The sequence below is a fragment of the Burkholderia contaminans genome (assembly GCF_029633825.1).
Taxonomy (GTDB): domain Bacteria; phylum Pseudomonadota; class Gammaproteobacteria; order Burkholderiales; family Burkholderiaceae; genus Burkholderia; species Burkholderia contaminans.
This window is the reverse complement of record NZ_CP090641.1, coordinates 3,087,299-3,109,501: the sequence shown is the minus strand read 5'-3', so window position 1 is coordinate 3,109,501 and position 22,203 is coordinate 3,087,299. Positions and strand designations below refer to the sequence as shown.

Annotated in this window: 14 protein-coding genes; 7 read left to right on the top strand and 7 right to left on the bottom strand. The window is 66.1% G+C overall.

What is annotated here, in order from left to right; translation table 11 throughout:
• Window positions 1-111: 111 nt before the first annotated feature.
• The 3 genes from LXE91_RS31585 to LXE91_RS31575 form a co-directional block, all read right to left on the bottom strand.
• Window positions 112-1,365 (bottom strand): flippase, encoded by a 1,254-nt coding sequence (locus LXE91_RS31585; protein WP_039356945.1) that lies wholly within the window; start codon window positions 1,363-1,365, stop codon window positions 112-114.
• 40 nt (window positions 1,366-1,405) lie between these two features.
• Window positions 1,406-2,596, bottom strand: coding sequence for a glycosyltransferase family 4 protein (locus LXE91_RS31580; RefSeq protein WP_039356948.1), 1,191 nt, complete (start codon window positions 2,594-2,596; stop codon window positions 1,406-1,408).
• Window positions 2,597-3,021: 425 nt separating this feature from the next.
• The gene (locus LXE91_RS31575; protein ID WP_039356949.1) at window positions 3,022-4,797 is read right to left on the bottom strand and encodes a serine aminopeptidase domain-containing protein; all 1,776 of its coding nucleotides are present in this window, start codon (window positions 4,795-4,797) and stop codon (window positions 3,022-3,024) included.
• Between the two features lie 1,429 nt (window positions 4,798-6,226).
• Here LXE91_RS31575 and LXE91_RS31570 point away from each other — a divergent pair.
• Window positions 6,227-8,428: a glycoside hydrolase family 3 C-terminal domain-containing protein gene (locus tag LXE91_RS31570; protein ID WP_039356951.1), complete on the top strand. Its 2,202-nt coding sequence runs from the start codon at window positions 6,227-6,229 to the stop codon at window positions 8,426-8,428.
• Window positions 8,429-8,674: 246 nt separating this feature from the next.
• Here the strand turns inward: LXE91_RS31570 and LXE91_RS31565 are convergent, their stop codons facing one another.
• On the bottom strand, window positions 8,675-9,253 hold the full coding sequence (locus tag LXE91_RS31565) for a DUF4865 family protein (protein ID WP_039356955.1): 579 nt from the start codon (window positions 9,251-9,253) through the stop codon (window positions 8,675-8,677).
• 127 nt (window positions 9,254-9,380) lie between these two features.
• Between LXE91_RS31565 and LXE91_RS31560 the strand changes: the two genes are divergently transcribed.
• The 3 genes from LXE91_RS31560 to LXE91_RS31550 all read left to right on the top strand — a co-directional run bounded on the left by LXE91_RS31560 (window position 9,381) and on the right by LXE91_RS31550 (window position 11,637).
• Window positions 9,381-10,238 carry a LysR family transcriptional regulator gene (locus tag LXE91_RS31560; RefSeq protein ID WP_039356957.1) on the top strand — a complete coding sequence of 286 codons (858 nt, stop codon included), beginning with the start codon at window positions 9,381-9,383 and terminating at the stop codon, window positions 10,236-10,238.
• 254 nt (window positions 10,239-10,492) lie between these two features.
• Window positions 10,493-11,080, top strand: a complete 588-nt coding sequence (locus LXE91_RS31555) for an IMPACT family protein (RefSeq protein WP_039356960.1) — start codon at window positions 10,493-10,495, stop codon at window positions 11,078-11,080.
• A 266-nt stretch (window positions 11,081-11,346) separates the two neighbouring features.
• Window positions 11,347-11,637, top strand: a complete 291-nt coding sequence (locus LXE91_RS31550; RefSeq protein WP_039356963.1) for an H-NS histone family protein — start codon at window positions 11,347-11,349, stop codon at window positions 11,635-11,637.
• 55 nt (window positions 11,638-11,692) lie between these two features.
• Here the strand turns inward: LXE91_RS31550 and ppk2 are convergent, their stop codons facing one another.
• Together ppk2 and LXE91_RS31540 are read right to left on the bottom strand one after the other, a co-directional pair.
• Window positions 11,693-12,643, bottom strand: a complete 951-nt coding sequence (ppk2, locus tag LXE91_RS31545) for a polyphosphate kinase 2 (RefSeq protein WP_039356966.1) — start codon at window positions 12,641-12,643, stop codon at window positions 11,693-11,695.
• 288 nt (window positions 12,644-12,931) lie between these two features.
• Window positions 12,932-13,381, bottom strand: coding sequence for a winged helix-turn-helix transcriptional regulator (locus tag LXE91_RS31540; protein WP_039356969.1), 450 nt, complete (start codon window positions 13,379-13,381; stop codon window positions 12,932-12,934).
• A 353-nt stretch (window positions 13,382-13,734) separates the two neighbouring features.
• Between LXE91_RS31540 and LXE91_RS31535 the strand changes: the two genes are divergently transcribed.
• Window positions 13,735-14,658, top strand: coding sequence for an alpha/beta fold hydrolase (locus LXE91_RS31535; protein ID WP_039356971.1), 924 nt, complete (start codon window positions 13,735-13,737; stop codon window positions 14,656-14,658).
• Window positions 14,659-14,745: 87 nt separating this feature from the next.
• Here LXE91_RS31535 and ggt read toward each other — a convergent pair whose 3' ends face one another.
• Window positions 14,746-16,467, bottom strand: coding sequence for a gamma-glutamyltransferase (gene ggt / locus LXE91_RS31530; protein ID WP_039356974.1), 1,722 nt, complete (start codon window positions 16,465-16,467; stop codon window positions 14,746-14,748).
• Between the two features lie 398 nt (window positions 16,468-16,865).
• On the opposite strand from ggt, the gene LXE91_RS31525 reads away from it, so the two are divergent.
• Together LXE91_RS31525 and LXE91_RS31520 are read left to right on the top strand one after the other, a co-directional pair.
• Window positions 16,866-17,390, top strand: a complete 525-nt coding sequence (locus tag LXE91_RS31525) for a metal-dependent hydrolase (protein WP_039356977.1) — start codon at window positions 16,866-16,868, stop codon at window positions 17,388-17,390.
• 201 nt (window positions 17,391-17,591) lie between these two features.
• Window positions 17,592-22,112, top strand: coding sequence for a DEAD/DEAH box helicase (locus tag LXE91_RS31520; protein WP_039356979.1), 4,521 nt, complete (start codon window positions 17,592-17,594; stop codon window positions 22,110-22,112).
• Window positions 22,113-22,203: the final 91 nt, after the last annotated feature.

The following is a 22,203-nucleotide window of genomic DNA, read 5'->3' as shown; positions in this document are numbered from 1 at the left end:
GCAACGGCGACGCCTGTCGACTCGCATCGCACCACGGCAGCAGCGTGGAAGGATGACCGATCCGACGCATCCCGCTGCCATCGCCGCCGACCCGGCAGCGCGAAAATCACATCAGCCCGAACGCGCCGACAGATTGAGCAGGCCGACCCGATCGCGACAGAGGACATACGCGAGCGCGACAGCGACGGCCGTTTCGGCGATCAACACCGCGATAGCCGCCCCGCGCTCGGCGAACAGCATCGCAAGCGGCGGCAGCAGCGTCACGTTCAACACCCCGGACGAGATCAGGATGATGCTGAACGCGCGCTTCATGCCCATCGGCAACATGGTTTGAACACCGAACAGATCCGTCATGCATGCCATGAACGGCACCAGCGCCAGGCAACGCAGTACGCCGACCGTCGGCGCAAACGAGCTGCCGTACAAGATTCGAACGACGAACGGCGCACAGGCGTAGATCGTTGCCGACATGGCCAGCACCAGCGCGCCCTGCAGCACGATCAGCTTTCGCAAGAACGCAAACGCGTCGTCCCGCGCGTGATGCATCAGGTACGTAATGTGCGGATAGGTTGCCGCCCTCAGCGGTTGAAGCAGACCGACTGCGGCCCGAATCAGCTTGTCACCCGCGGCAAAATAACCGGCGGCGACACTTCCCGAGACGATGCTCAGCAGAACGGTATTGGTCGAGGCGTAGAACGAGATCGACGTCGACGCCAGAAATACCTGCGAGCCGCCTTTCAGCGCGGCTGCGATGTCGGCGAACCGCACGCGGACGCGTTCGATCTCGTGACGGACGAAGAGGTACGCAAGCAACGTCACCCCGCAAAGCAACGGCACCGCGGTATTGATGGCAACCGCGTGCAGGAGATCGTCCGGCGTGCGCACCCACATGAAAAAGGCAATGACACTGAATGCACGGTAAACGACCACCGTGGCACTGTAGACGCTCAACTTCTGGATGCCCTGAAAGTACCAGCCTGGTGTAAGCGCGGCCCCCACCGCCATCCCGAACCCGATCAGCAGGGCCGTGCGCTCTGCCGCGAAATGCGGGATGACCAGGGTCAGGATGACGAGTACGGCGAAACCGACGACCGTGATCGACCATTGAGCGCACACCGTTGCCCAGAAAATTCGGGACCGCTCCATCCTGCCGTCCGCCAGTGCGACACGCGGCGTCGCTGTCAGGTCGAAGCTGTAGTTGGCAAGATTGATGAAATACGTCGTCACCGCCAGCACGAACGACAACCGTCCGTATTGCAGGGGGCCGAGCACGCGCGTCAGCAGGGGCAACGTGACGAGCGGCACGACGTACGTCGAGATTTGCAGCGCGAACAACAACGCAAAATTTTTTCGGACAGCGGTCATCGTACTTTCTGGGCTGGGAGTAAACGGTGTGCCGCGACTGTCAATGTGTCCACGTTCGCGGTACATCCCTACCGATGCCGAGTACGGCACACAGCGACGACGCGTAGCATTCGACCGAGTAGCGCGACCAGTCGTAGTGACGATTTTCGCTATCGAGGTGCGCGCGCAGTTCGGCGAGCGCGTGTGCGAAGCCTTCGGACGTGTGCCGATAGAGAATCTTGTTGCCGATCTCGTCACCGAAGGTCGACAGGCTCCCGATGTCATGCACGAGCGCCGGCAGCCCGAGCATCGCCGCCTCGACGATCACGAGCGGGGCATTTTCCACCCAGATCGACGGCAACACGAGGGCATCGTGCCCGGGTAGCGCGGCAAACAACGCTGCATGATCCACGCGCCCAGCGAAACGCAACCGTCCCGACTCGACGAGCGCCGCGTAACGTTTCTCCAGGTCGGCCCGCTCCGCTCCATCGCCATAGACCGTCAGCGACGCAATCGCATCGCCGGCCGATTCGCTCATGAGCGCGAGAAACCGACCGAGGCCCTTGTCCGCGTCCACACGACCGACGAACGCCAGATCGAGGCGATCGCCCCGGGCGGGTTTCGGCGGATGGGGAACCAGCGTCGAGTCGATCGGGTTCGGTACCAGGGTGGCGCGTGTTCGGCCACACTGCGCAATGAGGTCGCGCATGAACGGACTCGGACAGAGGATCTCGTCAAACAGGCCAAGCGGATCGAAAAGCGCGTTGACCGCATGCCAATGCACCTTCTTCGCGACATCGTGAAGGAAGCCGCGCGGGCTCGCCGTAAGAACGACGCGCCGGATGCGATGCAGCTGGTCGATCGACAACGGTTGGGCGCGTCCGCGCGGATAGACAAGCAGGCTCGGGTTGTAGAACAACAAATGGTAATCGTGCGCGGTCATGAACAGTCCGCATCGCGAGCGCCGCTTGTAGCGCGCGAGCACGGGCAGAATCGCGCTCGACAGCAGGTTGTGGTAGTTGTGCATGAGGATTCGCTGCGGGCGAAATCGCTCGAGCAGCGTGAGGAGCGCACGCGCGGTGGAACGCGACCATGCACGCGCGCGCCCGCTGTTCTCGACATCGGGCAATGCACGCTCGTCGAAGGTTTCGACCACCACGCCTTGGCAGGCACGAAGCACGTCGACGGACACTCGATACACTTCCTCGGCGCCCCCCTTGCGAACGAAATCGTTGATCACCAGCACGCGCATCACGATCGACCCCGGCGGTCGCGTTGTCGCGCGGACGATGCCACGTCATCGCCTGCATGACCGGGCCAGATTGTCGCGCGCTCGTTTCGCGAACCGGCGTCATCCCGTGTCGCATGCGCAAGATCGAGCGTCACCCGCTGGCGGTGACGCCTATCCCACTTTCGATGTACCCGACACGCTCGCTTCATTGTCATTCCTGGACGGAGCCGCGATGGCGCTTGCCAACAGGCAAGCCCATGAAAATTCGACAGCGTCAGAATAAGGTGACCGAAGCGGCGGATCTGTACGTCCGGTTACGTTAGCGGGAGACTTTGGCAAAAACCGCCACCGGCCGACTCGCCGGTGCCGCGCTCCCGCGACACCTGCACGGGAGGGACGCCGCGATCGCCGCCCGGCCGGGCCGGCGTGCGACGTCTGTGCGAACGTCATGAAGGCGCGTGCTCCGGTTGCGCGGGTACCGCGAATTCGGCCGGCGCGTACCAGCCGGCAAGCAGCTCGGCGCAACGGGTGACGACGTACTGCGCCGCGGCGTTGCCGTGCAACGAATGGTCGAGCCCGTCCCGCATGTCGACGGATACGTTCGGCCAATGCGCGAACGCGCGGGATGCGGGGCCGAAATGCCGGACGAGCGCGTCGACGCCCGTATCGAATGTGCCGTAGATGAGATGGGTACGGATGCCGCCGGCCGACATGTGATGCAGCAATCCCCGAGGCGTCTCGTGACCCGGCCGCCAGCCGAAATGCTCGCCGACACGCTTGACGGGCACGGTCATGGCGCCCGTGGCCAGACGAAACGCGGCACGCAGTACCGGCCGCGGGTCGCGCCCTTCGAGCAGCAGCCGACGCAGCTTGTGGCGGCTGCGCAGCGATGCCCAATAGCCGCGCATCGAGTTTGTCTGGTTATTGACGGCATTCGCGAGCGTTTCTCCGCGTGGCCAGATGAAAACCGGCAGATTGACCGCAATCACGCCGGCGAAGTGCTCGCGCGCGGCGGCATGAAGCGACGCGTACGCGCCAGAGCAAATCCCGAACGCAACGATCTCGCGATGCCCCTGCGCCTTCAGCCAGTCCGCTGCGGATGCGATATCGACGATCACCTGATCCGAATACGGGATGTCCGACTGATCGTCTCTCGCACGCGGGCCGCTGTCGCCGATGCCGCTCGAATCGATACGCAGGCTGCTGATACCCGATGCCGCGAGCGACCGCGCAAGCCGCACCGCAAACCGACCGTCGGCGACATGCGGATTGGCCGCCGTATTGGTAATCAACAGGGTCGGCGCGGCAGCGCGTCGGATGCTGCCGGCCGGTTCGCACAGCACGCCGACCAAGCGCCCTGGCCCCACGGAGATCATCCGTTCGATACTGCCCTCCCCGGTCAGCGTCACGGCCGACCCGGCATCCCGCACGGAAACGCGACCAGCCGTATCGGAACCGTCGTCGATCCAGTTCGCAACAGTGTCGAGCAATCCGTCGGGTAGCCGCGACCACACCGGCTCCCTCATGAGGCCGCCCCAATCGGGGCAGGTCCGGACATCGACCGAAACACTGCGTGCCTGCAGCGCGTCCGACAGGGCGGAAGCGTCGCCGTACGGCGTATCGACGAGCAACGCGTGCGCCGGCAATGTCTGAAATCGTCCCGCGGATTCGCACAGGTTGATGCCTCGGAGCGACGCGACGAGATCATCGGGATACGCATGCCCCAGTACATGGAGAGGCTGTTCCTCTCGAACCGCATCCCGCACGGCCGGCGGCACGTTCTCGAGCCAGCGTTGCGCGACGAGAGAAAGCTCGCGCAGGTAGCCGCGGCCACGCACTACTGGCGCCAGCGCGACGAAGCGCGTGAACCCGGGGATGCCGTCCGCGGCGAGAAGCGCCAAGGCGGCACCGGCGCGCACGCCGACGAGCGTCAGCGTGTCCGACACGACACGCTCGCGCAATGCATCGACGGCATGCCGAACGCTCGCGAGCATGTGTTCGAAACGGTCTGCGTCGTGTTCGTCGCCCAGCGAGTCGCCGCTCGCCGGATAGTGGAATCGCAGCACCGGAAAGCCGCGATCGGCGAGATGCTCGGCGAGCGCGCGCACGAGTTTGTGAAGCCAGAGCGCCTCGTGACCGAGCGGCTCGCAAATCACGATGCCATGCGGGCGACTCCCTGGGTGAAACCAGCCGACGCATCCGTTGAACTGAATGGGCGTCATGATCCGGTCCTTGCGCTGTGCGCCTGATGGCCCGATGCGCTGCCGAATACCTGACGCATGCCGCGAAGCAGGCATCCAGATACCGGAAACGCCTGCGCGTGCGTGCGTGCGAACTTCAACTTGCGGCCGAAACGAGGGTGCCTGTACGCTCGGCCGCATAAAGCAAATCGGGAACGACTGACGTTGCGACGATGCGAGCCGATTCCCCGTAACCGGCCCCGTCCTTGCGTATCGATTTGGGTTCCCACGAAAACGCCTGTATGTGAAAACACCCGCATGCCCGACCGGGGCCGGCGAGTGCCTGTCGAGGATCGCCTGACCGGCAAGCGCCTCTGGGTTGAAATTGGTCTTGGTAATTTTTTGGTCGGATGACGTTACATTTCCGTTCCCTACCCCCGAATCAACTCGGCACACCGGATATGGCGTGCCCGTTCGAATATCGACGATTAGGCCACTCAATCCCGACAGATTTCGTACGTCACATTACATTTTCACAACGCGCCTTCCGGACTTGCGACGCCACGGCCACGCAAGGCTCGCCGCCGATCGCGCACGGACGCCCCTACCGACCGCTCCGCACGGGTGAACCATGCCGACGTACCCCGCCGACGTGTAGACCTGCACTCGACTGCCGGGCCCGCGGCGCCTCGCACGGATTCGCCGCGCACCCAACGCCGCCCATGTGACCAAGCGCGTCATCTGGATTCTTCGTCCGTCGGTCAAGGCAAGCGTTGCCGGACGGGGCACTTCGCCCGGCACGAACACCTTCGCGTCGCTTGCTGCATGTCCGCGCACCGGCGCCCTGGTCAGACAACGCGCACGGCAATACTCGATTGAACACCGTCCGGCACTGCAGATATGTGAGCAACCTTACTCAACACATCACATGAAAGTGGGCCCGCGTTGCTTGACTCGGCGCAACCGCCATTTCCCCAGCCCCGGAATCAAAGCTGCATTCACGACGAACAGTGGGCGCAATGACCGAAGCACGATTGGATGCGCACGCAACGAAACGGGACGCACGCATCACCACATGACTGCCGTACAAAAACGCTTTCCGCCAGGTACTTCTTACCCGACCACACCCCGGCCATCGGGAACGATGACCGCCTTTCCACCTCGTAGCGCACCCGTGCCGAAGAAAGATCGGACATATCGGTAGAAACACCGATGCTGTAGTCAAACTACATTCATACCATTAGTCGCTGCAGAGAATCGCTACATCCGATTCGGCAGCGCCGGGCGGTCCGCGTCGCCGTCCTCGATGTTCGATCGGGCCCAACCGGCCGTAACGATTCCCCGCCTGGCTTGGCATGCCGACGCGCAACCACCCAGCATCGCCAGCCAATTGCGTCCGGTGCGAATCCATCGGACGTGCGCAGCTCCAGACATCATTCGAACAACCGGCAATACGATCATGGAGAGCAACATGCGGGACACACTCTGGCCGGCCGTCGTGCTGGCAGCGACCCTCTGCACCAGCGCCTACGCGGGCGACACCGATTTCAACGCGCAAGGCGACGCCACCGATGCGTTCGCGTCCGCCGCGGCGGTCCGGCGCGCTGACTCGCTCGTGCGCAAGATGACGCTCGACGAAAAACTTCAATTCATTCATTCGCAATACGAAATGTCGAAAGTGCCGGGCGGTGGCGCCGGCTACATCCAGGGCGTGCCGCGGCTCGGCATTCCCGACCTGAACATGGTCGATTCAGCGACGGGTTCCGGCAGCACGTCGCAGGCCAGCACGACGTTCCCTGCGACGATCGCCGTCGCTGCGAGCTGGGATCGCCGCCTGTCGTACGACTACGGCAAGCAGGTCGCGATCCAGTTGCGCGCGCAAGGCTTCGGCATGGGTCTCGGTGGCGGCACCAACCTCGCGCGCGAGCCGCGCGGCGGCCGCCTGTTCGAGTATCTCGGCGAGGATCCGCTGCTGGCCGGCGACCTGCTCGCCGAACGCACGCTCGCCACGCAGCGGCAGAAAGTCATCGCGACCATCAAGCACTACGCCGGCAACGAACAGGAGCACGGCCGGATGGGCGGCAACACGCAGATCGACGAGCGCACGCTGCGCGAGCTCTACCTGCTGCCGTTCGAGATCGCCGCGAAGCGCGGGCGGCCCGGCAGCGTGATGTGCAGCTACAACCGCCTGAACGGTGCGTATGCCTGCGAGAACCCTCACCTGCTGAACGACGTGCTGAAGAACGAATGGGGCTTCCAGGGCCAGGTGCAGTCCGACTGGGGCGCGACGCACAGCACCGCTGCCGCGATCAATGCCGGGCTCGACGAGGAAGAAGACGTCGGGTCGACCGTGTACCTCACACCGGCGGCCGTCAAGCAGGCCATCGCGAACGGCTCGGTGTCGACCGCGCGCCTCGACGACATGGTGCGACGCAAGCTCGCGGTGATGATCCGCGTCGGCGTGATGGACGATCCGGCCAGGGGCGGCGGCACGATCGATTTCGCGGCCGCGAACCGGTTCGCGCAGGCCGCTTCCGAGCAGTCGATCGTGCTGCTGAAGAACGACGGCAACCAGTTGCCGCTCGCCGCGTCGGCGCTGTCGCGCATCGCGGTGATCGGCGGCCATGCCGATACGGCCGTGCTGTCCGGCGGCGGCTCGGGCAACACGCGCGACCCCGTATCGGGATCGTTCGCGGGCTGCGGTGGCCTGACGTTCGGGTCATCGACAGGATGCAGCTGGTGGCGCAATCCGTGGCTGAAGGTCGACGTGCCGATCGTCGCGGCGATCCGCGCGCTCGCGCCGGCCGCTCAGGTCACGTTCGCGGGCAACACCGACCAGCAGTCGCCGTTCCGCGCGTACACGCAGCAGGAGATCGACCAGGCCGCCGCGCTCGCGGGCCGCTCGGACGTCGCGATCGTCGTGGTCACGCAGCCGGCCGGCGAGGATTTCGGTGATCTCCAGAGCCTGAGCCTCGCAAACCCGTCGAACCAGGATGCGCTCGTCGAAGCCGTCGCCCGCGCGAATCCGCACACGATCGTCGTGGTCCAGAGCGGCAACCCGGTGCTGATGCCGTGGAAGGACCAGGTCTCCGCGATCGTCGAGGCGTGGTATCCGGGCGAAGCCGGCGGCAAGGCGATCGCGAACGTGCTGTTCGGTGCGGTCAATCCGTCCGGCAAGCTGCCTGTCACGTTCCCCGCACGCGACCAGGATTCGCCGACCTGGGGGCAAAACGGTGCGTTCGACAACGATCCCGTCTATGCGGAAAAGCTGAACATGGGCTATCGCTGGTATGACGCGCACAACATCAAGCCGATGTTCGAGTTCGGCTATGGGCTGTCGTACACGCACTTCGCGTATTCGGGGCTGTCGGTGTCGAAGCAATGGGACGGTGCGCTGAGCGTCGCATTCACGGTGCGTAACGACGGGCGCGTCGCCGGCGCGGAAACGCCGCAGGTCTATCTGGGCGTGCCGTACAAGGACGAACCGCCGAAGCGCCTGGTCGGCTGGGAGAAGATCCGGCTGAATCCGGGCGAGACGCGGCGGGTGCGCGTGACCGTATCGCCGCGGATGCAGAGCGTGTGGGATACGTCGCGTAACGGCTGGCGCGTGGTGCCGGGCGGAACGGTGTACGTCGGCGCATCGTCGCGGGATATCCGGTTGCAGGGGAACTGAGCGGTAGTGAAGGAACGGAAGCGCCGCGCACATCGTGCCCGGCGCTTCCGTATTCACTCATCCGCAAACGCGCCCCTTACCGGAACAACAACGCCAGCAACGTCGCGAACGCGGCAATCGCGGCGATCCCCGCCGCCATCCCGGCCAGATGCGCGGCGACCACCAGGCCAGCCGGCAATCGCGCGGATGCCGGGCCGCAGGCCCCACCGGCCGGCCCGGCCCGCGATCGGACCGCCCCGCCGGCCATCACTCCCCACCCCCTTCAAGCGTATCGAGCAACGGCCGGGCCAGATGCAGCACCTGATACACCGTACCCGCGCCGCCGTCGTCCAGCTCGTGTTCCGATACGAGCGAGCGCGTCAGCCGCCAGCGCAGCGGATCAAGGCTGACGGCGGCCGCGACCGTACCCTGCCTCGCCGCCACGTCGCGATTGCGCTCGACCTCCCGCGCCAGCGTCGCATCGAGGTCGGCATCCGCCGGAATATCCACGGCTTCCAGCCGCACGAAGCGCCCCGCCGATGCGCTGCCCTTGCGCGCATCCAGCGCGACCTGCACGTCGATCGGCGCACGCCCGAAGCTGTCCGTCACGACCCGGAAGCGGCCGTCCGTGACGAACCGGGCGAACGCCTGCTCATTGCGCCACAGATAAAGCGATGCATAGCCGTTTTCCGTCGCACCGTAGCGGCCCGCCTCGCGCAGCAGGAACCCCTTGAACACGAGATCCGGCGTGTCGTCCCAGAGCCTGCCGCGCTCGCGCACGCGATTGCGGATGATGTCGAGGTCGTAGTCCGCCGGCAGGCGGTGCGCGTAGTACGCGGTCAGCATGATCGACTCCTGGAAACGGAAAGGGAGATTCCGAGCGGCTCGAGAACAGCGTAGAAGACCTTGAATCATTTGAAAAGTCGATGGCAGAATATTTCAATGATTCGATTTATAAATGGATGATTGCGCGATGAAAACGCTCGACATCGAAGCCGTGCAGGCGTTCGTACTGACTGCCGACCTCAAGAGCTTCACACGGGCCGCCGAGGCGATGGACACCACGCAGTCCGCGGTGAGCCTGAAGATCAAAAAGCTGGAGGACAGCCTCGGACGACGCCTGCTGGAACGCACGCCGCGGCAGGTTCGCTTGTCAGCCGACGGCACCGCGTTCCTCGAACCCGCGCGTGAGCTCGTGGCCGCTCACCAGGGCGCGGTCGGTGCATTCGGCGTCGGCCAGCGGCGGCTGGTGATCGGCGTGAGCCATCATGTCGTCGGCGCCGATCTTCCGATGCTGCTTCGGCGCATGAGCGAAGCGGAACCGGGGCTCGTGCTGGAGATCCGGGTGGCCGCCTCGCGCGATGTGCTCGATGCGTTCGACCGCGGCCAGCTCGACGCCGCCGTCGCGCTGCAGCACGACAGCCGGCGGCTCGACGGCGAAACCCTCCTGTCGGAGTCGTTCGGCTGGATGGCTGCGACCGATTTCGAGTACCATCCGCCGCAACCGCTGCGGCTCGCGACGCAGGCCGAGCCGTGCAGCGTGCGCCGCATGGCCGTCAGCGCGCTGGACGAAGCCGGCGTCGCATGGACGGAAGTATTCGTCGGCGGCGGCGTGGCGACGATCGGCGCGGCAGTGTCCGCCGGGCTGGCCGTCGCCGCGCTCGGGCATCGCGTGGCGCCCGTCGGGACCGTCGACGTGGGCATGCGATACGGGCTGCCGCCCTTGCCGACGCGCGACGTGGTGCTCTACTCGAACCTGACCGATGCGCGGGCCCGGCAAGCGCTGCGCACGCTGGGCGCGGCGCTGCGGTCGTCGGTCGGCGTGCGGTGATGTCGCGCGCGAATCGTCGTAGAAAAAATCGGAACGGCCGCTGCCGCACCCTTCACAGTGGCGCTTCGCCATTCCGTATCCAGCACCGCACCCCGGCCGGGCGCTGACGGCATCGAAAGGCAACGATGCGCGCCACGGTAAAATTCAGTCTTCATCCCGGCCATGCGGCCGGCCGCTGCCCGCCCGGGCCGGCACCCAAAGAACCGACACGCCATCATCACCTTGATTTCCTTACTGTTTCCCCCTCGCGACGCATGATGTACTCGCTCGCCACCACCTACACCCGCGAACTCGAGATCCGCAAGAGCCGCTTCATCGCGTACGCGATTCCCGTCGACGACCGCGACGCCGCAATGCAGGCCCTGCAACGCCTGCGCGACGAACATCCAGCGGCCACGCACGTGTGCTGGGCCTTGCTGGCGGGCGGTCAATCGGGGATGTCGGACGACGGCGAGCCGTCGGGCACCGCAGGCCGCCCGATCCTGGAAGTGCTGCGCCATCACGATCTCGACGGCGTGCTCGGCGCGGTCGTGCGTTACTACGGCGGCGTGAAGCTCGGCGCGGGCGGGCTGGTGCGCGCATACACCGATGCAATCGCGTCGGCGCTGCTCGATGCCGAGCGCGTCGAGCGCATCCGCTACACGCGGCTCGCGATCGAGATCGGCTATCCCGAGGAAGCGCGCGTGCGCCGCTGGATCGAACAGGCGGGCTACGAACTGGTGGACAGCGCGTACGGGATGACGGTCAAGCTCGTGATCAAGCTGCCCGAGACAGCAGACGCGCATGCGCGAACCGAGTTGTTCGACCTGACGCAAGGGCGATCGGGCTTTCCCGATCTGTAACGAGCGGCCGCTATCGTCCCCGCCGCGCCACCCCGCTGCCTGAAAATTCCGCCGAAAATTCAGATACGTCCGATAGAAAAACCGCCCGCCGCCACTTAATCTCACCGAGTTCCCGGCGATTCGTGCCGTGTACGTTCTATCCGCAGGCCGGCGCAGGCAACACGCAACCGCCACCGGCCGAGGCGGCACGCCTGGGCCGGGCGTGCCGACGTGCGGTTCGTCACGCGTCGCCAATAATCAAAACTCGACTACGGGATAACGGACGCATGCATCAACTGCAGACACTGCAAGCCCAGCTTGCGGAACTCGATCGGCGCATCAAGGCGGCACGCAGCCGCGAACGCCGCGCGGTGCTGGCGCAGGTACGCGAGCTCGTCACCGGCTACGCGCTGACCGCGCGGGAAATCTTCGGGCAGGGTTACAGCGATCGCGCGAAGCTGTTTACGGTCGGTGCGAAGTATCGCGACCCGGCAACCGGCGCGACCTGGAGCGGCCGCGGCCGTGCACCCGCATGGATCGTCGGGCGCGACCGCACCGCGTTCCTGATCCGGGAGTAACGCGCGCCGTGTTGCGCGGCGCGCCCCTTCATCGCATCGAACCCGCCACGACCGCTCAGTAAATATCCGGCACGATCATGTTGTCCGGCGTCGGCCGACGGATGTAATCCTCGTGATGCTCGCGCGGCGGCAGGTCGATCGGTGCGTGCGGCACCTCGTGATACGGCACCTGCTGCAGCAGGTGGTGAATGCAGTTCAGCCGTGCGCGCTTCTTGTCGACGGCCTGCACGACCCACCACGGTGCTTCCGGAATGTGCGTACGCAGCAGCATCTCTTCCTTCGCGGCCGTATAGGCTTCCCAGCGGCGGCGGCTCTCGAGATCCATCGGGCTCAGCTTCCACTGCTTGAGCGGATCCTCGATCCGGCTCTGGAAACGCACTTCCTGCTCGTGATCGGTGATCGAAAACCAGTACTTGACGATCTGGATCCCGCTGCGCACGAGCATCTTCTCGAACTCGGGAACCGAACGGAAAAACTCCTCGTATTCCTCGTCGGTACAGAAGTTCATCACGCGCTCGACGCCCGCGCGGTTGTACCAGCTGCGGTCGAACAGCACGATCTCGCCGCCGGCCGGCAGATGCGCGACATAGCGCTGGAAATACCATTGCGTGCGTTCGCGGTTGTTCGGTGCCGGCAGCGCCGCCACGCGGCAGACGCGCGGGTTCAGCCGCTGCGTGATGCGCTTGATCGCCCCGCCCTTGCCGGCCGCGTCGCGCCCCTCGAAAATGACGACGAGCCGGTGCCCCGTGCTGACGACCCAGTCCTGCAGCTTCACGAGTTCGCCCTGCAGGCGGAACAGTTCGCGGAAATATTGCTTGCGCGCCTCGCGGCGCTCCTGCGAAAACAGCAGGTCGTCGCTGTCGTCGAAGCGGCGATCGTCGAGCTCCATCTCGAGCTCTTCGTCGTAGGCGTCGACCAGATCTTCCTCGAAGCGGCGCTGGCGCGCTTCCATCGATTCCATATCGGTGCGGTCGTCGGTCTCGGTGCGGGTATCGTTGTCGCCCATGGGGCCTCCTTCCATCATTGACGCAGCCAAACTCCTCCATTATCCCAGTGTCGCGCGTCAAATTCATGAAAAAAGGGCCGGCGCACCGGTCAGGAGCGGAATGCGAGCAGCACGCTGGCCAGTACGGGGTTCGCGGAAATATCGAGCGTGTTCGACGCGAACTGCCGGTTCGGCTGGTCGATGTCCAGCGTAATCTTCATAAGTAACGGAATATAGGTCACCAGCTTCCTCGAAAGCCACGCGGCGAGCGCCCGGAGTCGAACGCGGCACGAGCCCGGTCGCCGCTTGTCAGTCCGGCGGCGGCAGTACGACCGTATCCTCCGGCCCGAGCACGCGCCCGTCCTGCGAACGCAGTTCGAGCTTCCTGACCGGCAACCCGCTCTTCCGGTCGACGAGCAGCACGTGTGCCTCGTCCGGTTCGAAGAAGAAATCCTCGCCCCACTGCCGCAGCGCGACGAGCAGTGGAAACAGGCCGCGCCCTTTCTCGGTCAGCACGTACTCGTGATGCGCGCCGCCGTCCGCGGCCGGCACGATGTCCATGATCCCGTGCGCGACCAGGTTGCGCAGGCGCGCGGCCAGGATGTTCTTGGCCAGCCCGAGATTCTTCTGGAATTCGCCGAAGCGGCGCAACCCGTCGAACGCATCGCGGACGATCAGCAGCGACCACCAGTCGCCAATCGCGTCCAGCGGGCGGGCAACACCGCAAAGGGAATCCTCGTGCGTGGTTCGTCTGTTCATCGATGCATGGGGGCGATGCCGCGCCCGGAATGCGGGCGGAGCGGCGGTCGTTTCCGGTGAAATAAATGGTTGCAATATAAAACTCGTCGAGCGAAAGATCAATCGCACGACGCCCGACTGTTCGCGATCGACGAATGGAGCAGCCGATTCGGGCCCGATTGGCTTTTCAACTCATGCGTCTCGCCAACTAATTCCCGCAACGCCCTTTCCCGGCACGAAATCACGCACCATCAGCCAGTCATTCCGGTGATTTGTCCACGCATTTTTTGGTTGCAACTTGAAACCGAATATCCTACGCTTCGATTCGGTTTCAACTTGAAACCAAACTATCCGACTATCCGAAGGAGCGTTCGATGATCCGGCCCGATGCCACGTTCGATGGCACCTTTCCCTTCGCCCCGCATTTCGACGACGCATCCGGCTTCCGGATGCACTACGTGGACGAAGGTCCGCACGACGGCGAAACCCTTCTGTGCCTGCATGGCGAACCCACGTGGGGCTATCTGTTCCGCCATCTGATTGCCGCGCTGAGCCCGACGCACCGCGTCGTCGTGCCCGATCACATGGGCTTCGGCAAAAGCGCGACGCCGCACGATCGCAGCTACTGGCTGCAGGACCATATCGACAACCTTGAGCGCTTCGTGCTCGCGCGCGACCTCGATCGCATCACGCTCGTGATGCACGACTTCGGCGGCCCCGTAGGGATGGGGCTGGCCGCGCGGCATCCGGATCGCATCCGGCGGATCGTGTCCGCGAACGGGCCGACGCCGTTCGGCCAGCCCGACCTTGTCGAACGACTGAACGCAAACGGTCGCGATGCGCCGTGGTTCCAGTGGATCGTGCGCGCGGCGGCGGACGACACGCTGGAGACGGTGCTCGGTCAGCTCGGCTTCAATATCCTGAGCACGCTGAAGCTGAACGGGTTCGAAAATCACGCGGTTATCAGCGACACATGGATCGCCGCTTACGGTGCGCCGTTCGCGCAGCCGGAGGACTGCGTCGGCGCGATCGGATGGGCCCGCGGGTTTGCCGCCGGCGCGCATCGGTTCGAAGCGCCCGATGCGGCAGCGCTGCGCGCGATACGCGACAAGCCCGCGCTCGCGATCTGGGGAGACGCCGACCGAACGCTCGGCGCCGAACACTTCCTGCCGCTCTTCACGGCACTGTTTCCGTCCGCGCCCGTCGAGCGGCTGGCGGGCGTCGGGCACTACTGTTTCGAGGATGCGCCCGACGCCATCGCGTCACGCATCGCCGAATTCATCCGGGCCACCGGTTGAGCGCGTTCCGCAGCCGATGGCACGGCGCCCGGCTGTGGAATACGGCGTGCGCGGCCGCCTTCGCCACCGCGCACGCGCCACTTCACGTCAGTGAATGATCCGCGTCACGCCACGCCCGCGCGGGTCGGCCATCGCCTCCGGCGTCTTGCCGTCGATCTTGATCACCTGGATGTCGCCGCTGAAATCCTGCCCCTTCAGCGTATAGCCGCGCGCCTCGATCTGCTTCGCGAGTTCGCCTTCGATCGGGTGGTACGGCTCCCAGAAGATCGTGTTCGGCGGCAGCAGCTGGTGATGGAAGCGCATCGCACCGACGGCCTCCTTCAACGGCATCTTGAAGTCGTAGATGTTGTTGATCACCTGGAAGATCGACGTGAAGATGCGCGAGCCGCCCGGCGTGCCGATCACGAGCGATACCTTGCCGTCCTTCGTCATGATCGTCGGCGACATCGACGACAGCGGGCGCTTCTTCGGTTCGATCGCGTTCGCGTCGCTGCCGACCACGCCGAACATGTTCGCGACGCCCGGCTTCGCGGAGAAGTCGTCCATCTCGTCGTTCAGCACGATGCCGGTGCCGTCGGCGATCACGCCCGAGCCGAAATAGCCGTTGATCGTGTATGTGTTCGACACCGCGTTGCCCCACTTGTCGACCACCGAGAAGTGCGTCGTTTCAGCCTTCTCCGGCATCGTCGTGCCGAGGCCCGGCTGCACGCTCTTCGTATCCGACGGCTCCTTCGGGTTGACTTCGCCGGCCCGCTTCGCGATGTACGCGTCGTCAGTCAACTGCGCGATCGGCACCTTGTAGAAATCCGGATCGCCGAGATACTGCGCACGATCGGCGAACACGCGCTTCTCGATTTCCGCGACGAGGTGGATGTACTGCGGCGAGTTGAGCTTCACGCCCTCGAAGTCCTGCTTGAGGTCGGCCTTCATCTTCAGCAGCTGCACGAGGCCGATGCCGCCCGAGCTCGGAGGCGGTGCGGTAATCACGTCATAGCCGTTCCACTTTGCCTGCACCGGCTGGCGCCATACCGCACGGTACTGCGCAAGATCCTCCGTGGTGATCAGCCCGTTGCCGTCGCCGGTCTTCATCGACGCGGCGATCAGCTCCGCCGTCTTGCCCTTGTAGAAACCTTCCGCGCCGTCGTTCGCGATGCGCGTGAGCACGTCGGCAAGGTCCGGCTGCTTGAAGTTCACGCCGGCCTTCAGCCCGGAGAAATACTTGTCGAAGTTGGTCTTGCCGCCGAACTCCTTCGATGCATCGACGCCGCGTTGCGCGAGCTGTTCGTCGACGACGAAGCCGTCGCGCGCATAGTGGATCGCCGGCGCGAGCACCTGCTTCCACTTCAGCTTGCCGAAGCGCTTCTGCGCTTCCCACATGCCCGCGACCGTGCCCGGCACGCCGGCCGCGCGCGGGCCGTACAGGCTCATGTCCTTGACGACGTTGCCGTCCTTGTCGAGGTACATGTCCTTCGTCGCGGCGAGCGGCGCGCGCTCGCGATAGTCGATGAAGTACGGCTTGCCGTCCTTGTAGATCGTCATGAAGCCGCCGCCGCCGATGTTGCCGGCTTCCGGATACGTGACGGCCAGCGTGAACGCAATCGCGACGGCCGCGTCGATCGCGTTGCCGCCTTCCTTGAAGATTCGCTCCGCGGCATCCGCGCTGTACTTGTCGGCCACCGCGACCGCCGAGCTCGTCAGGACGGCGGGCTGTGGCCCCTTCGCATAGACGGGCGCGTTCGGCAGGAAACCGATGCCGGCCACCGTCGCGAGCGCGACAGCGGATGATTTGAAGCGATTCAGCGTAGTCATTGCATGTCCCCCATGTGGATCTCCTTCAGCCAGGAAAAGCACCTGTTCCGCTCATGGCCGCCGGCGCGCCGATGGTCATATCCGGTTTCGTAGTATAGGGGGACAAAAAGGGTCGAACACGGGCTTGCATTGAAAGCGTATTCGTCATGGGCGCAAGGTCATGCAAAGGCTTCCGAACAGGTACGCGGATCGGTCGAAATGACACGCGGCACACGTCCTCACGCAACGCACAAAAACCGAAAGTTGCGAACTGCGTGGAAGACCACGTGTTACGTGCAAAAAAATCTGCGAACGTCCCTCCCGCTGCGCGGACCGATCTGCGAAGATAGCGCCCCGCTTTCGCGTTGCATCATTTTTTTCGTGCACGCACCGCTTCACGTTTCTTCGTCTCGCTTCCTATGGCATCACACAATGCGCATCATGCCTCCGGCTTCGCCGCCGGTGTCGCCGCCGCTGTCCTCGTCGCGCAAACCGGCGCAACCGGCCCGTGGCATTCGGGTCTGTTCGCCGCATTCGCGGCGGGCGTCGCGGGCGGCACCGCGCCCGACTGGCTCGAAGTCGCATGGTGGAGCCGCAAGCGCCGTTTGTGGATCACGCATCGCACCGTCACGCACTGGGGCATCGGCTGGATCGCGCTGCTGGCGCTTGGATGGCACGGGCTCATCCATCATCCGCACCCGCTGTGGGCCGCGCCGCTGTTCGGCTTCGCATGCGGCGGCATCATGCATCTGCTCGCCGACTGGCCGAATCCGCTCGGCGTACCGTGGATCTGGCGGCGTCACTCACTGAACCTGTGGAACAGCGGGCATTGCGACCTGATCGTCGTGGCCGCCGCATGGGGCGGCACGCTGTGGCTCGCGCAGTCGTTGTGGTCGCGGGCGCCGCTGCTCGAACAGTGGCTCGGCTGGCTGCACCGCGTCTAGTTGCAATTCGTCACCATTCGAGGCGCGATCGGCATGCCGACGCGCATGCAACTTTTCGTTCGTTGAAAGTGCGATGCACGCCCCCATCTGAATCTGGATCGCCGACACACCTGCCCGGCACGCACGCGCGACGTCTGGCACACTGACGATTCGATTCGCAAGCGCGCCCTCCGCGCGCTTGCACCCCATTTCAACGCTCCGATGGACGTCACAGCTACCCGCCCTGCCGCCCGTGCGCTCGACGTGTTCCACCCGGCTGTCGCCGCGTGGTTCCGGCGCACGTTCGCCGCGCCCACCGGCGCGCAGGCGCTCGCTTGGCCGCACATCAAGGCCGGCCGATCGACGCTCGTTGCGGCACCGACCGGCTCCGGCAAGACGCTCACCGCCTTCCTGTGCGCGCTCGACGATCTGGTGCGCGATGCGCTGGCGCACGACGGCACGCTGCCCGACGCGACGCTCGTCGTGTACGTATCGCCGCTGAAAGCGCTGTCGAACGACATCCACGTGAACCTCGATGCGCCGCTTGCCGGCATCGCCGAATCGCTCGCGCAACTCGGCCTGCCGGTGCCGGCGATCCGCACCGCCGTGCGCACCGGCGACACGACGCAGGCCGAGCGTGCGGCGCTGCGCAAGCGCGCGCCGCACATCCTCGTCACGACGCCCGAGTCGTTGTACGTGCTGTTGTCGTCCACGTCGGGGCGACAGATGCTGTCGAACGTGCGCTCGGTCATCGTCGACGAAATCCATGCGCTCGCGTCATCGAAGCGCGGCAGCCACCTTGCGCTGTCGCTCGAACGTCTCGACGCGCTGGCCGGCCATGCGCTGCCGCGTATCGGTCTGTCGGCCACGCAAAAGCCGATCGACGCGGTCGCGCGCTTCCTGGTCGGCGGCCCGGCTGACGCGCCTCGCGACTGCACGATCGTCGACACGGGCCACACGCGCGAGCGCGACCTCGCGCTCGAATTGCCGAACGTGCCGCTCGAGCCCGTGATGGCAACCGACGTGTGGGAACAAGTGTACGACCGCATCGCCGGCCTCGCGGCCGCGCATCGCACGACGCTGGTGTTCGTCAACACGCGGCGCACCGCCGAGCGCATGGCGCGCCATCTCGCCGACCGGCTCGGCAAGGAAGCGATCGCCGCGCATCACGGCAGTCTCGCGAAGGAGCACCGCTTCGACGCCGAGCAGCGCCTGAAGCGCGGCGAATTGAAACTGCTCGTCGCCACCGCATCGCTTGAACTCGGCATCGACATCGGCGACGTCGATCTCGTCTGCCAGGTCGGTTCGCCGCGCGGGATCGCACCGTTCCTGCAGCGCGTCGGCCGTTCGGGGCACCATGTCGGCGGCGTACCGAAAGGCCGGCTGTTCCCGCTGTCGCGCGACGAACTTGTCGAGTGCGCCGCGCTGCTCGATTGCGTGCAGCGCGGTGAACTTGACGCGCTGCGCATTCCCGAAGCGCCGCTCGACGTGCTCGCACAACAGATCGTCGCCGAAGTGGCGTGCGCTGAATGGCAGGAAGATGCGCTGTACGCGAGTTTCACGCGCGCAGCGCCGTACGCGCGGCTGACGCGCGAGCGCTTCGACGAAGTGATGAAGATGCTCGCCGAAGGCTTCACGAGCCGGCGCGGCGTGCGCGGCGCCTACCTGCATCGCGACGTGGTCGGCGGCACCGTGCGCGGGCGCCGCAACGCGATGATGACCGCCACTACGTCGGGCGGCACGATCCCCGACATGGCCGACTACGCGGTGCTCCTCGAACCGCAGGGCATCCAGGTCGGCACGGTCAACGAGGATTTCGCGATCGAGAGCCTGGCCGGCGACGTGTTCCAGCTGGGCAACCAGTCGTACCGGATCATTCGCGTGGAAACGGGCCGCGTGCGTGTCGAGGACGCGCAAGGCCAGTCGCCGAGCATTCCGTTCTGGCTCGGCGAGGCGCCGGGGCGCAGCGACGAGCTGTCGGCGGCGGTCGGCCGGTTGCGTGCGCGGCTCGACGGACTGTTCGCCGACGGCGACCGGCTGGCGGCACATGGCAAGCGCCGCGAAGGCACCGGTGACGGAACCGGCGGGAGGTCCACACCTCGAACCGACGCCAAAGCCGGCGCAAATGCGAAGTCAAAGGCCGGGATCCAGGCCGATGCCTCGCTCGACCTGCCGCACGACACCGTTGCCCCCGGCACCGCTGAAAGCCGCCTCGCGCCGGCGTTGCGCTGGCTCGTCGACGATCTGCACCTGTCGCCCGACGCCGCGCACCAGATTGCCGACTATCTCGCGCGCACGCGCGCCGCGCTCGGCGCGCTGCCGACGCAGGACACGCTCGTGATGGAGCGATTCTTCGACGAATCGGGCGGCACGCAGCTCGTGATCCATTCGCCATTCGGCAGCCGCATCAACCGCGCCTGGGGGCTCGCGCTGCGCAAACGCTTCTGCCGCAGTTTCAACTTCGAGCTGCAGGCGGCCGCGACCGACGACGCGATCATCCTGTCGCTGTCGCTCGCGCACAGCTTCGCGCTCGACGAGGTGTGGCGCTACCTGCGTTCGACGAGCGCCGAGCACGTGCTGGTCCAGGCCCTGCTCGACGCGCCGATGTTCGGCGTGCGCTGGCGCTGGAACGCGACGACCGCGCTTGCATTGCCGCGCTTCACCGGCGGCAAGCGCACCGCGCCGCAACTGCAGCGGATGAAGAGCGACGATCTGCTCGCGACCGTGTTCCCCGATCAGGTCGCGTGCCTCGAGAACATCGTCGGCGAGCGCGAGATTCCGCATCATCCGCTCGTCGACCAGACGCTCGACGACTGCCTGCACGACGCGATGGATACCGACGGCTGGCTCGCGCTGCTGCGCCGGATCGAGAGCGGCGCGATCGAACTCGTCGCGCGCGACCTGCCCGCGCCGTCGCCGCTCGCGGCCGAGATCCTGAACGCGAAGCCCTACGCGTTCCTCGACGATGCACCGCTCGAGGAACGCCGCACGCAGGCCGTGCAGTCGCGCCGCTGGAGCGATCCCGAATCGGCCGACGATCTCGGCGCACTCGACGCCGACGCGATCGATGCGGTGCGCGACGAAGCGTGGCCACTCGTGCGCGACGCCGACGAAATGCACGACGCGCTGCTCACGCTCGCGTGCATCTCCGATCGCGAAGCACGCGAACGCGAAGGCTGGCTCGACCGGCTCGCGGAACTCGCCGAACGCCGCCGTGCGACGAAACTCGTGACACCCGGCGACGCCGCGCTGTGGGTGCCGGTCGAACGGCTCGTGTGCGTGCGTGCACTGCACCCCGATGCGCGCATCGCACCGGCGCTCAAGGTGCCCGCCGCCTGCGCGCAGCCGTGGGAAGCCGATGCCGCACTCGTCGACGTGATCCGCGCGCGGCTCACCGGCTTCGGGCCGCTTGCGCTCGACGCGATCGCGACACCGCTCGGGCTGCCGCCTGCGTCGATCGCGACGGCACTCGCGGCGCTGGAGCGCGAAGGCTATGTGATGCGCGGCCGGTTCACACCGGGCACGACGGTGGACGAATGGTGCGAACGCCATCTGCTTGCGCGCATTCATCGCTATACGGTGAAGCGCCTGCGCCGCGAGATCGAACCGGTCGAGCGCGCCGATTTCATGCGCTTCCTGTTCCACTGGCAACACCTGACGCCGGACACGCGCGGCACGGGCCGCGATGCACTCGCGGCCGTGGTCGAACAGCTCGAAGGCTACGAGGCCGCCTCGAGCGCATGGGAAGACGCGCTGCTGCCCGCGCGCCTCACCGACTACATGGCAGGCGGGCTCGACGAGCTGTGCCGCTCGGGCAAGCTCGTGTGGACACGCATCGGCGCACCGGCGCGCGCGGCCGGCACACCCGTGAAGACGACGCCGATCGTGTTGCTGCCGCGCCGCCACCTGTCCGCATGGCAGGCGCTGCGCGATCCCGATGCGCAACCGGCGCTGTCCGCGCGGGCCACGCAGGTACGCGACGCGCTCGCCGCCCATGGCGCGATGTTCTTCGATGCGCTGCTCGACGATCTGCACATGCTGCCCGTCGAACTCGAACAGGCGCTCGGCGAACTCGTGTCGGCCGGCCTCGTGAATGCGGACAGCTACGCGGGCCTGCGTGCGCTGTTGAAGCCCGCCGTCAAGCGCAGCGCGACCTATGCGCCACGCACCCGGCGCGGCGGCGCGCTGATCGGCGGGATGGACGACGCGGGCCGCTGGGCACTCGTGCAACGTCACGCGCCATCGGACGATGCGCCCGCGCCGAAACGCAGCCAGGCCGCGACCGACCCCGACGCGCTCGAGCACATCGCGTGGACGCTGCTGCGCCGCTACGGTGTCGTGTTCTGGCGGCTGCTCGAACGCGAAGCCGACTGGCTGCCGAGCTGGCGCGAACTCGTGCGGGTCCTGCAGCGCCTCGAAGCGCGCGGCGAGATTCGCGGCGGACGCTTCGTCGCCGGGCTCGCGGGCGAACAGTTCGCGCTGCCCGAAGCGATTCCGATCCTGCGCGAAATGCGGCGGCAACCGGGCGACGGACAGTACGTGTGCGTGACGGGCGCCGATCCGCTGAATCTTGCCGGCACGCTGCTGCCCGGCGACAAGGTGCCGGCGCTGGCCGGCAATCGCGTGCTGTTCCGCGACGGCGTGCCCGTCGCCTCGCTGGTTTCGGGAACGTTCCACTACGCACCCGAGCTGTCGCCCACCGCGCGCGAGGACGCCCGCCTGCGGCTCGCACGCCACTGCTGACATCGGCTGACACGCGACACCGCACGGACTACTGATCGCCGGGCCGCGCGGCCGCCGTCGTTCGGGTAGCATCGAACGATTTTCCACGCGG

Excerpts from the sequence above, each read along its gene's own strand:
- LXE91_RS31535 (WP_039356971.1), top strand. The coding sequence starts at position 13,735 with ATGATCCGGCCCGATGCCACGTTCGATGGCACCTTTCCCTTCGCCCCG.
- LXE91_RS31540 (WP_039356969.1), bottom strand. The coding sequence starts at position 13,381 with ATGAACAGACGAACCACGCACGAGGATTCCCTTTGCGGTGTTGCCCGC.
- LXE91_RS31570 (WP_039356951.1), top strand. The coding sequence starts at position 6,227 with ATGCGGGACACACTCTGGCCGGCCGTCGTGCTGGCAGCGACCCTCTGC.
- ppk2 (WP_039356966.1), bottom strand. The coding sequence starts at position 12,643 with ATGGGCGACAACGATACCCGCACCGAGACCGACGACCGCACCGATATG.
- LXE91_RS31565 (WP_039356955.1), bottom strand. The coding sequence starts at position 9,253 with ATGCTGACCGCGTACTACGCGCACCGCCTGCCGGCGGACTACGACCTC.
- ggt (WP_039356974.1), bottom strand. The coding sequence starts at position 16,467 with ATGACTACGCTGAATCGCTTCAAATCATCCGCTGTCGCGCTCGCGACG.
- LXE91_RS31555 (WP_039356960.1), top strand. The coding sequence starts at position 10,493 with ATGATGTACTCGCTCGCCACCACCTACACCCGCGAACTCGAGATCCGC.
- LXE91_RS31560 (WP_039356957.1), top strand. The coding sequence starts at position 9,381 with ATGAAAACGCTCGACATCGAAGCCGTGCAGGCGTTCGTACTGACTGCC.
- LXE91_RS31525 (WP_039356977.1), top strand. The coding sequence starts at position 16,866 with ATGGCATCACACAATGCGCATCATGCCTCCGGCTTCGCCGCCGGTGTC.
- LXE91_RS31575 (WP_039356949.1), bottom strand. The coding sequence starts at position 4,797 with ATGACGCCCATTCAGTTCAACGGATGCGTCGGCTGGTTTCACCCAGGG.
- LXE91_RS31550 (WP_039356963.1), top strand. The coding sequence starts at position 11,347 with ATGCATCAACTGCAGACACTGCAAGCCCAGCTTGCGGAACTCGATCGG.
- LXE91_RS31520 (WP_039356979.1), top strand. The coding sequence starts at position 17,592 with ATGGACGTCACAGCTACCCGCCCTGCCGCCCGTGCGCTCGACGTGTTC.
- LXE91_RS31580 (WP_039356948.1), bottom strand. The coding sequence starts at position 2,596 with ATGCGCGTGCTGGTGATCAACGATTTCGTTCGCAAGGGGGGCGCCGAG.
- LXE91_RS31585 (WP_039356945.1), bottom strand. The coding sequence starts at position 1,365 with ATGACCGCTGTCCGAAAAAATTTTGCGTTGTTGTTCGCGCTGCAAATC.